Raw genomic sequence first — 14,766 nt, 5'->3', positions numbered from 1 at the left:
GTGGCTTCCTTCGTTCCTTCGTCGGGTCGGTGGGTCAGGACATCCGCAGGACGGTGAGGATCTCCGGCGCCTTCTCGAACAGCCGCCGCCCCATGGTCCGCAGCGTGACCAGGACGGCCAGCAGCCCGTACGCCGTCCCGAGCGGCAGCATCAGCCAGGAGGACGCGGAGCCGTCCAGGGCGATCGCTCCGATGATCACCGGGGCGATCGCCACCACCCCGATGAGCGAGCCGCAGAAGTTCGCCAGGTGGTAGCCGCCGCTCTGGCCGGGCGCGCTCACGCTCCACGGGTCCTCGGGGTACGGGTAGGGGCGGAACACGCTGATGACCATGCCCAGCGCGAGCGTCACCCCGAGCAGCGCGAAGGTGACGCCGAGCGCGGCGGCGAGCTGGTCGGTGCGCCCGGTCGCGAGGGCGACGCCGCAGCCCACGGCGGTCAGCCAGGGCACGATGAACACCAGCTGGGGGAGCAGCCGGCCGACGAGTTCGGCGCGGGCCTGCGCCACGGTGCGCAGCGTGGCGATGTTGCTCCAGATCGCGGAGCCGTCGAGGGCGAACAGCACGCCGGGGACGGTCAGTCCGAAGACCCAGGCACCGCCGACGGCGACGTACGGGGTCCGCCCGCCGATCGGCACCATCACGACGGGGAACAGCACCGCGTACGCCAGCGCCGCGATCATCGTCATGCGGTGCCTGGGGGACCGGGCGAAGGCGCTGAGCTGGTGGTGGGCGACCAGCAGGGTCCGGCTGGAGGCGAGCAGCCGGGCCCGCCGGCCCGTCGTACGGGCGGCGCGGACCTCGCCGGCGCGGGCCGTCGAGGAGTCCGTCGTGGTCATCAGGCGGGCCAGGGAGCCGTGCCACCACACCATCAGCAGGCCGATCAGGGCGGCGGTCCCGGCCAGTTCGAGCAGGGCGGTGCCGGTCCGGCCGTCGGCGGCGGCCCGGACGGCGTCGGCCGGCCAGCCCGGCGGGGACCAGCGCAGGACCCGTACGACGACGGGCGGCAGCGCGAGGCCGGAGCCGGCCGTGGTCAGCAGCAGGTAGGCGGCGTACCCGCCGACGGCGGTCAGCAGGCCGCCGAGGGCGGCGGCGTCCTTGCCGCGCCGGCCGGTCAACGCCCGCGCGAAGGCGGCCAGTACGGCCCGGGAGGCGACCACGCACAGCAGCAGCGCCAGCGGCACGGCGAGGACGGTGACGAGCGCGCCGGGCACGCTGTCGAAGGCGCCCCCGGCGGCGCCGACGACGGCTCCGGTGATGAGGACGAGGGTGCACAGCGGCCCCGGGCCGACGAGCGCGGAGGCGGTGGCCCCCGTGATCAGCCGGCGCGGTCGTACGGGCAGCACAGCGAGCCGGGTCGGATCGGAGCTCTCGTCGCCGCCCGCGCCGAAGGACAGCGGCAGCGCCAGCCAGGCGACGGCCAGGCCGGCGAGGGTGAGGACGGCGAAGTCGGCCGATTCCGGTTCGCCCTGGGCCCGAGCCAGGCCCACGGCCACCCAGCAGGCGCCGATCAGGCTGATGAGCGAGCCGACGACGAAGCCCACGGCGCGGCCGGTGCTGCGGCGCAGACTGCTGCGCAGGAGGGCGAGTTTCAGCCCGACGAAGACCCCAACCATGCGAGGCTCCCCCCCTTCGCCTTCCCGGCGGGGGCGCCGACCAGTTCCATGAAGCGCTCGTTGAGGCTGCGGCCGGCCCGTACCTCGTCGAGGGTGCCGTCGGCGACGACGTTGCCCTTGGCCATGATGGCGACGTGCGTGCACAGGGCCGCCACGAGCTCCATGACGTGGCTGGAGAAGATCACCGTCGAGCCGGTCGCGGTGTACTGGCGCAGCACCTCGCGGATCGTCTCGGCCGACACCGGGTCGACGCTCTCGAAGGGTTCGTCGAGGAAGAGCACCGGCGGGTTGTGCAGCAGCGCGGCGGCCAGGCCGATCTTCTTGCGCATGCCGGTCGAGTAGTCGACGACGAGCTTGTCGCCGGCCTCGGTGAGCCCGAGCACGTCGAGCAGTTCCTCGGCGCGGGCCTCGGTGTCGGCGGCGGGCAGTTCCCGCAAACGGCCGGTGTAGCGCAGAAGTTCGCGGCCCGAGAGCCGCTCGAACAGGCGCAGGCCGTCGGGCAGGATGCCGATGCGGTGCTTGGCCTCGTACGGATCCTGCCAGACGTCGTACCCGGCGACGAGGACGGTGCCGGCGTCGGGCCGGAGCAGACCGGTGATCATGGACAGGCTGGTGGTCTTGCCGGCGCCGTTGGGGCCGACGAGGCCGTAGAAGCTGCCCCGGGGGACGGTGAGGTCGACTCCGGCGACGGCCGGTTTGCCGTCGAACTCCTTGCGGAGCCCTCGTACTTCCACGGCCGCCGGGACCGTTTCGCCTTCGGGGGGGTGGTGCATCGTGCTGCCTTCCGGCTGGGTGGGGGTGGGGGGACGTGAGGCCCGCGGGGCCGTCCCGCTCAGCGGGCGGGGAGGTCCGGGGAGGCCAGGTTCCGGTAGGGGGCGCCGGGGTCGATGCCGGCGCCGGCGAACGCGGAGCGCGTGGGGTCGGCGTCGGTGTCGGACCCGGCTGCCGCGGCGGCCCGTACGGCGGCCTCGGCGAGGGCCGCCGCGCGGTGCTGGCCGAAGCTCAGTCCGCCCGCGCCGGGGCGGGGGTCGGCCGGCTCCCAGGCCACGGCGGCGGCGGGGCCGAGGCGGTGGGCGAAGACCGAGGTGTCGGGGCCGGTGCCGGGCAGGTCGCGGACGGCGTCGGCGACGGTGTGGCAGGCGCCCCAGGACTCGGCGCCCAGGTAGACGACGAGGGCGTCGCGACGGGGGTAGTCGGCCGGACCGGACAGCACCTTGGCGTGGTAGCCGGCTCCGGCCGCCTCCAGGCGCGCCAGTACGGCGCCCCAGACGTACGGGGCCCGGGCGGGATCGGTGAGGTGGACGTAGACCCGGAGCAGTTCGTCGCCGAAGCGCGGCTCGCGGGAGCCCATGGCGTAGAAGAACCCGGGCGAGAGGGCGGGCCGGGCGGGGGAGGCGGGGCTGCGCACCTCGGCGCCGGGCACGAGCGGGCCGTCGGCGGTCAGCCGGTCCACGGGAACCCGCACGCGGACGCCGTCCCAGGACACGAGCGCTTCGGGCGCGGGCGCCTCGGGTGCGGGCGAGGCTCCGATGCCGGTCGGCGTCCGCGGGGCGCCGAGCAGGATTCCGGTGCGGGTGATCTCGTGGTGCGGCAGCGCCGCCGCCAGCTCGCGCTCGAAGCCGTGGTCGCGCGGCGCCATGCGGCGGGGGCGGGTGTCGGCCTCGGCGCGACCGGTGTGGAACACCTCGTACAGGCCCGCGCCCAGCCGCTGCTGGAGTTCGCGGGTGGATTCGCCCTCGATGGTGCGGGGGCCGACGGTGGCGGTGAGGCCGTCGGCGGAGAGGTGGATGCCGGCCAGGGCGTCGGCGAGGGCGGGGGCCAGGGCGGCGTCGGCGGACGCGGTGGGGGCGGTGGCGGTGGCCCCGGTGGTGGCTGGGGCGGTGGCTGCGGCGGTGGTCACGAGGCGTCTCCGAGTCCGACGACGTGGGTGAAGCGGGCGGGGTCGAGCAGGGCCGTGCGGCCGATGCCGGCGGCGGCCCGCTCGATGCCGAGCAGCCGGTTGGAACGGGCGGCCCCGGCGAGCAGCCGGTCCAGCAGGTGCCAGCCGGCGAAGGCGGTGGCCCGCTCGGCCAGGCCCGGATCGGCGTCCGGCCGGGCCGTGCGGTAGCCGCGCCAGAACTCCTGGACGACCGGACGCAGTCGGGTCAGCTTCTCCGCGCCGCGGGCGAGCACGGTCTCGCGGGTCATGGACAGCCCGGCGAAGGCGGCGGTGTCGGCGTCGCCGCGGGTGGTGACGATGTCGTGGACGGCGCGGTGCAGCCATTCGCCGGCGAATCCGCCCACGTCGCGGGCCGGGTCGGCGAGGCGGAACTCCTCCCAGTCGGCCACGTGCAGCCGGCTGTCCGGGCCGGGCCGGCCGGTGACGAGGAACTGGTCCATCCGCAGGTCGCAGTGGGCGGGCACGCGCGGCGCGGCCTGCTCGTCGGCGAGCAGTCGGTGCACGGCGGCGATCAGCGGGGCGTCGTTCTGCAACAGCCGCCAGGTCTCCAGCTCCGCGCCGCTGAGCTCCTCGAACACGGCGGCGGGCAGCGCCTCCAGCAGTTCCGGGGAGGGCAGGACGGGCGTGCCGCGCTCCAGGTCGTCGCCCGGCCCGACGGGGCGGGCGTGCAGCCGGCCCAGGGCGATGCCGGCGCGGTGCGCGAGCTCCGGCGTGAACTCCTGGTCGGCCATCAACTCGGCGCCGCTGCGGGCGTCCTGGAGGTAGTCGAAGGCGAGCAGCCCGGCGTCCGGGTCGCTGCCGAGCAGCGCGGGTCCGCGCAGTACGTCGGCGGGAGCGTCCGCGACGATCCGTTCGTAGGCGAGCGCGCGCCCCATCCGGGCCCGTACGTCCTGCGGCGGCCCGGTCAGCCGCTTGACGAACACGCGGGCACCGCCGGTCGTGCGGCCCGCCCAGGTGTCGTTGCGGCCGGGCAGCGCGGTGAGGTCGGCGCGGTCGAAGGGGCCCGTGCCGAGGCGCCGCAGCAGGGCGTCGACCTCGGGCACGCCGTCGAGGTCGACCGGCTGGAACCGCAGTTCGGTGCGGGGCGGGGTGAGGGTGATGGTGCGGGTCACGGGGTCTCCTCGGCCGGGAGGGCCGCAGCGGCCGGGTCGGCGGAACGGGCCGGGTCGGCGGAAGGGGCCGGGTCGGCCGCCGGTGCGGCGAGCACTCCGGCATAGGCGGGCTGGGCGAACAGACGGGCGCAGTCACGGGCCACCTCGGCTGCCGGCGCCCCGTACAGGGCGTCGGGGAAGCCGACGAGTTCGGCGGTCCGACGGCCGGTCGCGAGCCAGGCGCTCAACTGGTCGGCGAACGAGGACTGGGACTGCGGCATGCGCGCGAACTGGCCCGCGCAGTAGCGGCGGGCGGCGTCCACCTCGCCGGCGGTGGGCGGCTCGGTCGCGGTGCGGCGCAGCTCCGCGCGGATCAGGGCGGCGGCCTCGACGGCCCCGTCGGGCGGTAGTTGGGCGTGGATCCGCACGAGCGGCCCCGTGCCGGCGTGGTCGCCGAAGCGGCCGGCGTACGAGGTGAAGCCGTACGGGGCCTGCGGCGTGCGCAGCGCGGCGAGCCGGGCGCCGGGCTGGCCCCCGCCGAGCACGGACACGGCGAGCCAGCGCGCGGCGAACGACCCGGTCGGGGGCGGTTCGGGGGTGGCCCACACCAGGTGGGCGACGGTCGCGGGCAGGGCCGGGGGCAGGGTGAGCAGCGCGAGGCCCTCGGTGGCGGCCGGGAACGCCGGGGCCGGTCCGGGCGGCGGGGTGAGGGCGGCGGTCCCGGGGCGCAGGGCGGCGGTCGCCGCCGCGACCCAGGCGTCGGGATCGAGGTCGCCGACGGCGGTGAGCTCGACGCCGCCCGCGTACGGGGGCGGGGTGGAGCCGCTGCCGCCCGGTGCGGGGCCGCCGGCCAGGAGCCGCTGTCGCAGGGCCTGTTCGACGAGCCAGGTCGGGCTGCTCACCCGGCCGCCCATGCGGGCCCGGGCGCGCGGTTCCGCGTCGGCGAGCTCGGCGGCCGTGGGCGGGACTCCGAGCAGGTCGGCGAACACCACCGGGTCGGGGACGGGCGCGGGCAGCCAGGCGTCGAGCAGGACGGCGCCGCCCTCCACGGTCGTGGACACCGACCCGCGCGCGGGGAAGCGGGCCGCCCAGCGGTCGGCGAGCACCAGGGCGAGCCGCTCCCGGTCGGCGGGCGCGGCGGTCGGGGGCGCGGGCAGCCGCAGCCGGAACTCCACGAGGGGCACCCGGGCGTCCCGCACGGCGGCGACGACGGGCTCACCCCCGGCCCGCCCACCCCCGACCCCGCTCTCGGCGGACCCGAACGCCCGCAACCGGGGCGCTGCCGCGGCCGGGGCGGGCAGCGGGGCGAGGTCCGGGACCGACCCGGCGGCGGGGTCGCGGGGCGCCGGCTCCGGCGCGGGGCCGAAGTCGCGGGGCGCGGGCTCCGGCGCGACGGCGGGGCCGGGCGTGGCGGCGGAGTGGGGCGCGGGAACGGAGTCGCCAGGCTCCGACGCGGGCGCGGGCGCGGGACCGGGACCGGGAGTGGCCGCGAAGTCGCGGGGTTCCGGAGCGGGCGCGGGGACAAGGCCGGACGTAGGAGCGAAGCCGCGGGGCTCCGGCTCCGGCTCCGGCTCCGGCGCGGGCGCGGCGGAGGTGGGAGGCGTCGGCGCGGGGGGCGGGGCGGGGGCGCCGAGTACCGGCGCGGTGGGTTCGGGCGTCGGGGCCGCCTGCGTGGCAGTGCTTCCGGATGCCGGTACGGGCGTGCCGGGAGCGCCGGGCTGTGGTGCGGGCGTGCCGGGAGCGCCGGGCTGTGGTGCGGGCGTGCCGGGAGCGCCGGGCTGCGGGGCGGGCGTGCCGGGAGCGCCGGGCTGCGGGGCCGGCGCACCGGAGGTGTGGACGGCGGGACGTGTGGTGGCGCCGGGTGTCGGGGCGGGCCCCGGGAGCGGGGCCGGGGGGGTGGGGCGGGGAGGCGCTGTCAGGTCGCGGAACGGGGTCGGGGCGCCGCCCGGGAGGAGGGCCAGGACCGCGCGGTGGTCGGCGGACAGGGCGCCGGCGGCTGCCCGGACCCGGTCCGGGTCCAGGGTCCGCAGGCGCTCGGGCAGGGCGTCGAGGAGCGCGGGATCGCCGAGGAGGATCTCCAGCCGGCCCAGCGCGCGGGCCCGGGGGCCCGCCGCGTGGTGGGCGCGCAGGTGGTCCGCGGCGAGCCGGCCCGCCGCCTGCCGGACCTCGGCGTCGGCGGCGTCGGCGAGGACCCGCAGCGCGTCGTCCACCCGGCGCAGGGCCTCCCGTACGCCGTCCTCGTCGGCGGCGGGCAGGGTGATGACGAGGGTGTCGGGGTCGAGCGCGTCCAGCGGCCCGAAGAAGCCGCAGCCCGCGTCCACGGGGGGTACGGCCAGCAGTCGGGCGACCACGAGCCGGGCGAGGTAGCCGTCGAGGTCGGTCGCGGGGTCGGGCAGCCGGTAGCCGAGGCTGACGGCGCCGCCCCCGGGCACGGTGTGCACGCCCACCCGGTCCGTGGCGAGCGGGGGTTCTGCCAGGACCGGGCGGGGTGCGGTATCGGAGGCCGGCCGGGCCGGCACGGCGGCGAAGTGCCGGGTGACGAGCGCGGCGACCCGGTCGGGGTCGTCGGCGCCGCTGACCGTGAGGACGGCGTTGCCGGGGGCGTAGTGCGCGCGGAAGAAGTCGGCGCAGTCCCCGGGCGTCAGGCGGGCGAGTTCGGGCAGGTCGCCGTAGCCGTCGTGGGAGTTGGCCCAACGGTTGTACAGCAGGGCCGGCAGCAGCGGCCAGGGCAGCCCGCCGAGCGGGGCGTCGTGGACGGCGGCCCTGATCTCGGCCTCCACGCCCGCGAGTTGTTCGGCGAGGGAGTCCGCGGTGAAGAGGGGGGCGCGCATCCGGTCGGCCTCGGCGGCCAGTGCGCGCTCCAGGTCGGCGGTGGGAACGACGTGGACGTAGTCCGTGTAGTCCTGGTGGGTGGTGCCCTCGGCGGATCCGCCGGCGGCCACGAGGGCGGTGAAGTAGGCGCGCCCGGGGTGGCGTTCGCTGCCCTCGAACATCATGTGCTCCAGCAGGTGGGCGACGCCGGCGCGGCCTTCGGGCTCCGAGCGGAAGCCGACGCCGTAGTGCACCGCGACGGCCGTGAGACCGACCGGCGTCGCCGTCGTGTCGATCAGTACGCGCAGCCCGTTGCGGAGGGTCAGCCGGCGCGGGCCGGTCCGGCCGGTCGCGCGGGTCCCGATGCCGGTCATGCGGACGCTCCTTCGGTGAGCGTGGTGGCGAGCACGCCGTACAGGCGGGCCGTGTCGGCGCCGTCCGGGACGTACGCGGCCGTGTCGTGCGCGTGGAGCGCGATGCGCAGGGCGGCGCCGCGCAGGCAGCCGTCGCGCGCGGGAGCGGAGTCGGCGCCGTAGCCGTCGAGCAGGGCGTCCAGCGGCTGCTGCCAGTCGCGGGGGTCGCCGGCGGCGCCCAGCAGCCAGCGGAACTCGGCGAGTTCGCCGGCGATCCAGCCCAGGTCGACATGGGCCGGCGCGGCGCACAGGTCCTCGCCGGTCAGCAGCACGGCCGCGGCGTCCCCGGCGGCGCCGGGGACGAGCGAGCCGAGGCTCGGGGCGCCGTGCGACAGGACGTGGCCGGTCGCGGGGCGGGCGGCTTCGGCGGCCCAGGCGCGCAGGGGGCCGACGGCGGCCCCGTCCAGCAGGTCCGCGGCGACCGCGCCGCCGGCGGTCGTACGCCCGGACAACCAGGCGTGGAGGCGGACGGCGGCGCGGGCCGGCCGGCGGGCCTCCGCGGGGACGGGCCGGGCGTGCAGCGCGGCGAGCAGCGCGCCGACCTCGCGGAGGGCGTCGTGGAGCGCGCGCGGGCCGCCGGGGACGGCGTGCGGGCCGCCGCCGGCGATGAGCCAGTGGGCCACGGAGTACGGGCCGGGGGCGGCGTACGTCCGGGCGCCGTCCGGCGCCGGCGCCCCGACCAGCAGGCGGGTGCCGGGGCCGGGGGAGGTCCGCTCGACGAGTGCGCGCAGGCGGGGGGTGAGCGGGGCGAAGGGTTCCGGGGCCCGCGCACCGGGCCGGCGCAGCCAGTGGTGACCGCCGTCGGGCAGGGCGGTGACGGTGGTGGCGAGCAGGCCGGTGGCGTAGGCGTCGACGACGACCGGGCCCTGAGCCGTGTCCGGGGCCGCCGTCATGGCGTCGGCTCCGTGGCGAGCCGGCGGTGCAGTGCGCCGAGGGCGTCGAGCACGTCGGGCAGCGGGGCGGCGGCCCAGCTGTCGGTGCGCCCGGTGGTCAGGCTGAGCGCCGGCACAGGCGGTACGACGACGCAGTTGGGGCGCTCCGCGAGGGACTCGACGTGCCGGTGGAAGGCGTGGCTGCGTACGCCACCGGGCGGCAGCGCGGGCGCGACGGCGACGGGCGCCGCCGTGCACTGCGCGGTGAGCAGCGAGGGGCTGTCGGCGAGCCCGAGGGCGAGGCGGGCGGTGTACGAGAACGTCGACGGGTGGACGAGGACGGCCTCGGCCCAGGCGGTCAGGTCGACGTGCGGGGCGCGCAGGACGGGTTCCTCCGGCCAGGCGTCGACCATGGTGCGGCGGCCCGTGAGCAGGTTGAGGGACTCGCGGGTGACGAAGCGCTGGGCGCTGCGGGTGAGGACGGTCTGGATCTCCAGCTCGGGGTGCGTGGCGCGCAACCAGGCGATCCAGGAGGGCAGTTCGGCGGCGGAGACGGAACCGGTGGCGACGAGCAACAACCGGGTGAACCCGAGCCCGGCGGGCTCGGCCGGCGCGGCGACCCCGGTGGCCCGGGTGGCCCCGGTGTCGCCCCCGGTGCCCGCGCCGGCCCCGCCGTCTCCCGTGCGTTCGGTCACCGCGCTCACCAGCCGTTCCCGGTGAACAGGGCGTCCAGGTCGCGCAGTACGGCCCGGGGTCCCTCGAGCATGGCGACCCCGACGTTGTTGAGGACCACCTCGTCCACGCCCGCCGCGTGGTACGCGGCGATGCCCGCGGCCATCTCCGCGGCGTCGCCGGTCAGGGCTCCGCCGATGGCGAGGAGGCCCGCGGCGGTGGCGGTCGGGTCCGCGGGGTCGACCGGCACCTCGGCGCGGGTCAACATGTCCCGGTAGTGGGGCGCGGCGAAGTGGTCGGAGCTGCCGGTGGCGAGTGCGGTCAGCGGGTTCCTGCCGTCGGCCGCGGCGGCCATCGGGACGACGGACACGACGCGCGGCGCCGGCCGTCCGGCGGCCTCGGCGCCCTCGCGCAGCGCGGGCACGATGACGTCGCGCACGTACGCGGGCGGGGTCAGCCAGGTGATCGCCACGTCCGCGCTCCCGCCGGCGACCCGGGCCATGCCGGGGCGCAGCACCCCGAGTCCGACCCGGACGGCAGGCGCGGGCGCGGGCGGTAGGGAGCCGGTGCAGGAGAAGTAGTCGCCGCGCTGGTCGACCTCGTCGCCGTCGAGGAGTGCGCGGACGATGTTCAGGTACTCGCGGCAGGCGGTCAGCGGGCTCTTGTACGGCTCGCCGAGCACCATCGTCTGCAAGGCGCGTGCGCCGGGGCCGAAGCCCGCGGTGATCGGGTGGCCGGAGGCCGCGGCGAGCGTGCGGGCCTCGATGGCGGCCTGTACGGGATGGCGCAGCGGCATCAGCGAGACGCCGATCCCGAAGGGGACGCCCAGCCCCATGCCGCTCAACTGGGCCAGTATCTGGTGCTGTTCGTTGTGGAGGGCCTGTCCGTGCCACAGGGCCCGCGCTCCCCGCCACTGGACGAACGCGGCGAACGGCGCCGCGTGCTCCGCGCGGGTCGGGACCATGGGCAGCAGAACAGAGACGCTGCGGCTCATCGCCGCACCTCCGGGAGTCGCGGAAGGGAAGGGCAGGAAAGAATGGGCGGTGCCCGGCCCCGGGTGTTCCCGGGGCATGGGGCTGCGGCGGTCCTGGGCGCCTTGCTCGCGCCCAGGACCGCTCGGAATCAGCCGTTACCGGCCGCCCCTACCGCTGGTTCAGCAGCCCCACTTGAAGGACGCGGCGGTCGCGGCGACGCTCACCTTGGTGTAGGCGATGGTGGTGATGGTCGGCGTGATCGCCGGGGCGTCGGCCGACGCCTCGAAGTTCAGCTCGGCGGCGTCGGCGTAGGCCTCGAAGCCACCGACGAGCTCCATGACGCTGACGTTCTCGATCTTCTGCATTGTGCTCTCCGGATCATTGGGAAACGCCCGCCTGAGGTTCCGGCGGGGTGTTCCCCAGTCAACAACCGAGCCCGGAGGTGCGGGTATTGGCCCTTGGGGTGTTGTCCGATGGGGAGTTGTCCCTTGGTGTGGTGTCCTTCGGGACAACGTGCCCGGTGCACAGGAGCGGGTGGTGCAGGTGGGCCATCAGCGCGGCTTCGAGCCGGGAGCTGACGCCGAGCTTGTCCACGATGCTGGCCACGTGGGCCTTCGCGGTCCGTTCCACGACGCCCAACTGTCGGGCGATGAGCCGGTTGGGCATGCCGTGGCCGAGCAGGGCGAGCACTTGGCGCTCGCGCCCGGTGAGCGTCCCGATCCCCCGTGGATCGTGGACGGCGCCGCGCAGTTGGGCGCAGTCGCAGGTTCCCGTGTCGTGGCCGTCCATTTTCGTCAACTCGGCGTGCTGGTCAGGCACTTGGTCGGCGATGGATGGGCGCACGGATTCCATGGTGTGCAAAGCAGTCACTCTCCCCCGATGGACTGTTCGAAATGCGATCGTATGCATCGGGTAACGGGAGGGCAAAATCCCGGTGGGTGAGACACCTCACACGCCAAGGAAAGCCGACGGCCCCTCAGAACACCGATCTGACCTGCGCTGACGCCCCCGCGGCCGGGCGTCCGGGTCAGGCCCCCGCCGCCGGTGTCGGCCCCGTCCCCGCCGTCCCCGCCGGCCCCGATGTCGCCGGGGCCGCCGCGCCGTACCGGGCCCGTAGCTCGGACACCACCCCGAAGGCCGCCGCCGTCAGCGGCACCGCGAGCAGCATGCCGAGGATGCCGGCGACGCTCGCGCCGGCCGTGATGGCCAGCATGACCACCGCCGGGTGCATCTGCACCGTGCGGCTCTGCACCATCGGCTGGAGGACGTACCCCTCGATCATCTGGACCAGCAGCACCACGCCGAGCACCCACAGGCCGATGACCCAGCCCCGGTCGGCGAGGGCGACGAGCACCGCGACCGCGCCCGACAGGAAGGCGCCGAGGTAGGGGATGTACGCCGTCACGAACACCAGGGCGGCCAGGCCCGGCGCGCCCGGCACCCGCAGGATCAGCAGGCCGATGCCGATCAGCACGGCGTCGACGAGCGCGACGAAGGTGGTGCCGCGCATGAACCCCTCGACGGCCACGAACGCGCGCCGGCCCATCGCCTCCATCAGGTCGCCCGAGCGGACCGGGACCACCGAGCGCAGGGTGCCCACGGCCCGGTCGGAGTCGCGCAGGAAGAAGAAGATCAGCACCAGCGCCAGCAGGGCCGTCGCCAGCATGGTCGCCACCACGCCGATCCCGGAGACCACCCCGGAGGCCGCCGTTCCGCCGAACTTGGAGAGCAGGTCCCGGGAGTTCTTCGCGACGTCCTCCAACGAGGTGCCCACCGCCCCGAAGTGCTCCGCGAGGCTCCGGCCGGCCCGCTGGAGCGAATCCACGATCTGGTCGCCCGTCTCGATGAGCGCGAGGACGACGATGTACGAGGCGCCGCCCACCACCCCGACCACGGCGAGGCAGGTCAGCGCCGCCGCCGGCGAACGGTTGACCTTCATGCCGATCAGCCGTCGGTGCATCGGCCCGAGCAGGGCCGTGCCGAGCACGGCGAGCAGCACGGGCGTGACGACGGTCCGCAGGACGTGGCACAGCCACACGACGACGGCGAGCACGGCGGTGACGAGCAGGACGACGGCGCACCAGGCGGCGAGCCGCCGTACGGCCTCGGGCAGCAGCGGAGTCGGGGTCGGCACCGCTGCATCGAACCACGGTGGCCCGCGCCGGCCCGGCTCAGTCGAGCGCGTCGGCGTCCGGCTTGGACCGTTCGTGCAACTCGAACCAGATGGACTTGCCCTCGCCCCGCGGATCGACGCCCCAGTCGTCGGCGAGCATCTCCATGAGCAGCACCCCGCGCCCGCTCGACGCCATCTCGCCGGGCTGCCGCTTGTGGGGCAGCTCGTCGCTCCCGTCGGCCACCTCCACGCGCAGCCGCCGGGTGCCCAGGTCACCCGCCGCCTCGGCGACCAGCAGCGCGTCGCCGTCGGTGTGCACCAGTACGTTCGTCACCATCTCGGAGACCATCAGCACCGCCGAGTCCACCTGGTCGGGGTCCGCCCAGTCGTGCAGCAGCTCCCGGATCTGCCGGCGGGCCCCCGCGATCCGGCCGGGTTCGGCCTGGGCCACGGTCAGCATGGTGCGCCGGGCGGGCCGCGCCGGGTGCGCGTCCGTGGTGCCGCAGCCGCAGCCCGAGCCCTCGCGGCACAGCAGCACCACCGCTATGTCGTCCTCGCGGCGGTCGGCGAGCGGCCCCGTGGTGTGGTGCGAGGACGGCCCGTGCACGGCCTGGACCAGGAGGTCCGCCATCCGCTCCAGGTGCGCCGAGCCCGGGGCGCTCGCGTCGCCGCCCGCCGGCCGCGCGGGCTCGGACTCCAGGATCGCCCGCAGCCGGGCCCAGCCCGTGTCGTGGTCGTGCCCGCCGGTCTCGATGAGCCCGTCGGTGCACAGCATCATCGTCTCGCCCGGCTCCAGGGCGAACCGGGTCGTCGGGTAGTCGGGGTCCGGGATGATCCCGAGCGGCAGCCCGCCCGCCGTCGGCCGCATCAGTACGGTGCCGTCGGTCATCCGGACGGCCGGATCGGGGTGGCCGGCGCGGGCCACCTCCAGCATTCCGGTTTCCGGGTCGCACTCCACGTACAGGCAGGTCGCGAAGCGCGGGCCGGTGTCCTGACCGGCGTCCTCCTCGCGTTCCTGCGAGGAACACAGCCCGGCCAGGAAGCGGGAGGCCCGCGACAGCACGGCGTCCGGCCGGTGGCCCTCGGAGGCGTACGCGCGGACCGCGATCCGGAGCTGGCCCATCAGCCCGGCGGCCCGTACGTCGTGCCCCTGGACGTCGCCGATCACCAGCGCGAAGCGGCCCGAGGGCAGCGGGATCATGTCGTACCAGTCGCCGCCGACCTGGAGCCCGCCGCCGGTCGGGACGTAGCGGGCCGCGATCGTCATCCCGGGGACCTCCGGACCCAGCTGCGGCATCATCGACCGCTGGAGCCCCGTCGTGAGTTCCCGCTCGGATTCGGCCACCCCTGCCCGCTGGAGGGCCTGGGCCAGCATCCGGGCCACCGTCGTCAGCACGGACCGCTCGTCGGGCGAGAAGGACACCGGGTACTTGAAGGCGGCCATCCAGGCGCCCATGGTGCGCCCGGCGACGATCAGCGGCAGGAAGGCCCAGGAGACCCTGCCGAACCGCTGGGCGAGCGGCCAGGCGGCCGGAAAGCGCCGTTTGTAGTCCTCGGGGGTCGGCAGGTAGATCGCCCGCCCGGTCCGGACGACCTCCGCGGCCGGGTAGTCCGTCTCCAGCCCCATGTCGGTGAAGGGGCCCTCGTCCCCGGGCCCCTGCCCGTGGTGCCCGATGACCGACAGCCGGTCTCCCTCGACGCCGAAGACCGCCAGCCCGTCCGGGTTGAACCCCGGCATGGACAGCGAGGCCGCCACCCGCAGCACCTCCGACGTGGAGCGCGCCTCGGCGAGCGCCCGGCCGGCGTCCAGCAGGAACGCCTCGCGCGAGCGCCGCCAGTCGCCCGTGATCGGGGTGTGCGCGGCGGTCGTGCCGGGCTGCGGCTCGGCGATCTCCTGGAGGGTGCCGATCAGCTCGAAGTCGACCAGGCCGTCCGGGGTGCGGCGTTCCAGCGGCTTGGAGCGGCTGCGCACGGTGCGCAGGACCCGGCCGTCCTCGTCCATGATCCGCAGACGGGCCTCCGCGAGGGTGTCCTCGGCGACGGCCAGGTTGATGATGCCGTTGATCTCGTTCCAGTCCACCGGATGGAACCGCGACCGCACGGCGACCTCGGGCAGTACGACGGGCTCGGCGGGCAGCCCGAGCAGCCGGGCGGCCTCGCCGTCGAGCGTGACCTTCCCGGAGGCGTTGTCCCATCGCCACAGGCCGGTGGCGATGGCGGCCAGGACGTCCTCGGTGCGCACCCGGTCATCTTTACAGGTCATCCCATG

General features: G+C 76.2%; 12 protein-coding genes. All 12 read right to left on the bottom strand.

Features of this window, described 5'->3' with window-relative positions; all coding sequences use genetic code 11:
* Positions 1 to 34: 34 nt before the first annotated feature.
* Positions 35 to 1,612 carry a transporter gene (locus ACFY0I_RS06595; protein WP_388891080.1) on the bottom strand — a complete coding sequence of 526 codons (1,578 nt, stop codon included), beginning with the start codon at positions 1,610 to 1,612 and terminating at the stop codon, positions 35 to 37.
* Positions 1,588 to 2,385 carry an ABC transporter ATP-binding protein gene (locus ACFY0I_RS06590; protein WP_388891078.1) on the bottom strand — a complete coding sequence of 266 codons (798 nt, stop codon included), beginning with the start codon at positions 2,383 to 2,385 and terminating at the stop codon, positions 1,588 to 1,590. The genes ACFY0I_RS06595 and ACFY0I_RS06590 overlap by 25 nt, the downstream gene beginning before the upstream one ends.
* 59 nt (positions 2,386 to 2,444) lie before the next feature.
* On the bottom strand, positions 2,445 to 3,512 hold the full coding sequence (locus tag ACFY0I_RS06585; RefSeq protein WP_388891076.1) for a T3SS effector HopA1 family protein: 1,068 nt from the start codon (positions 3,510 to 3,512) through the stop codon (positions 2,445 to 2,447).
* Positions 3,509 to 4,663 (bottom strand): class V lanthionine synthetase subunit LxmK, encoded by a 1,155-nt coding sequence (gene lxmK / locus ACFY0I_RS06580; protein ID WP_388891074.1) that lies wholly within the window; start codon positions 4,661 to 4,663, stop codon positions 3,509 to 3,511. Before lxmK ends, ACFY0I_RS06585 begins: the two co-directional genes overlap by 4 nt.
* Positions 4,660 to 7,827, bottom strand: a complete 3,168-nt coding sequence (locus ACFY0I_RS06575; protein ID WP_388891072.1) for an insulinase family protein — start codon at positions 7,825 to 7,827, stop codon at positions 4,660 to 4,662. The genes lxmK and ACFY0I_RS06575 overlap by 4 nt, the downstream gene beginning before the upstream one ends.
* The gene (locus ACFY0I_RS06570) at positions 7,824 to 8,759 is read right to left on the bottom strand and encodes a hypothetical protein (RefSeq protein WP_388891070.1); all 936 of its coding nucleotides are present in this window, start codon (positions 8,757 to 8,759) and stop codon (positions 7,824 to 7,826) included. Before ACFY0I_RS06570 ends, ACFY0I_RS06575 begins: the two co-directional genes overlap by 4 nt.
* Complete coding sequence (locus ACFY0I_RS06565) at positions 8,756 to 9,442, bottom strand: flavoprotein (RefSeq protein ID WP_388891068.1); 687 nt, start codon at positions 9,440 to 9,442, stop codon at positions 8,756 to 8,758. Before ACFY0I_RS06565 ends, ACFY0I_RS06570 begins: the two co-directional genes overlap by 4 nt.
* Positions 9,439 to 10,404 (bottom strand): LLM class flavin-dependent oxidoreductase, encoded by a 966-nt coding sequence (locus tag ACFY0I_RS06560; protein ID WP_388891065.1) that lies wholly within the window; start codon positions 10,402 to 10,404, stop codon positions 9,439 to 9,441. Before ACFY0I_RS06560 ends, ACFY0I_RS06565 begins: the two co-directional genes overlap by 4 nt.
* Before the next feature lie 159 nt (positions 10,405 to 10,563).
* Positions 10,564 to 10,749 (bottom strand): LxmA leader domain family RiPP, encoded by a 186-nt coding sequence (locus ACFY0I_RS06555; RefSeq protein ID WP_388891063.1) that lies wholly within the window; start codon positions 10,747 to 10,749, stop codon positions 10,564 to 10,566.
* Positions 10,750 to 10,807: 58 nt separating this feature from the next.
* Entirely contained in the window at positions 10,808 to 11,227 is a 420-nt protein-coding gene (locus ACFY0I_RS06550) for a helix-turn-helix transcriptional regulator (RefSeq protein WP_388891061.1), read from the bottom strand.
* Between the two features lie 184 nt (positions 11,228 to 11,411).
* Positions 11,412 to 12,518 carry an AI-2E family transporter gene (locus ACFY0I_RS06545; RefSeq protein ID WP_388891058.1) on the bottom strand — a complete coding sequence of 369 codons (1,107 nt, stop codon included), beginning with the start codon at positions 12,516 to 12,518 and terminating at the stop codon, positions 11,412 to 11,414.
* A 37-nt stretch (positions 12,519 to 12,555) separates the two neighbouring features.
* The gene (locus ACFY0I_RS06540; RefSeq protein ID WP_388891794.1) at positions 12,556 to 14,739 is read right to left on the bottom strand and encodes a SpoIIE family protein phosphatase; all 2,184 of its coding nucleotides are present in this window, start codon (positions 14,737 to 14,739) and stop codon (positions 12,556 to 12,558) included.
* Between the last annotated feature and the right edge of the window lie 27 nt (positions 14,740 to 14,766).

Source organism: Streptomyces sp. NPDC001568 (assembly GCF_042893755.1).
Taxonomy (GTDB): Bacteria; Actinomycetota; Actinomycetes; order Streptomycetales; family Streptomycetaceae; genus Streptomyces.
The sequence above is the reverse complement of the archived record's forward strand: the minus strand, read 5'-3'. Positions and strand labels throughout refer to the sequence as shown.

Bases quoted from the DNA above. Each gene is read 5' to 3' on its own strand.
- ACFY0I_RS06555 (WP_388891063.1), bottom strand. From the start codon at position 10,749: ATGCAGAAGATCGAGAACGTCAGCGTCATGGAGCTCGTCGGTGGCTTC.
- ACFY0I_RS06595 (WP_388891080.1), bottom strand. From the start codon at position 1,612: ATGGTTGGGGTCTTCGTCGGGCTGAAACTCGCCCTCCTGCGCAGCAGT.
- ACFY0I_RS06570 (WP_388891070.1), bottom strand. From the start codon at position 8,759: ATGACGGCGGCCCCGGACACGGCTCAGGGCCCGGTCGTCGTCGACGCC.
- ACFY0I_RS06560 (WP_388891065.1), bottom strand. From the start codon at position 10,404: ATGAGCCGCAGCGTCTCTGTTCTGCTGCCCATGGTCCCGACCCGCGCG.
- ACFY0I_RS06575 (WP_388891072.1), bottom strand. From the start codon at position 7,827: ATGACCGGCATCGGGACCCGCGCGACCGGCCGGACCGGCCCGCGCCGG.
- ACFY0I_RS06590 (WP_388891078.1), bottom strand. From the start codon at position 2,385: ATGCACCACCCCCCCGAAGGCGAAACGGTCCCGGCGGCCGTGGAAGTA.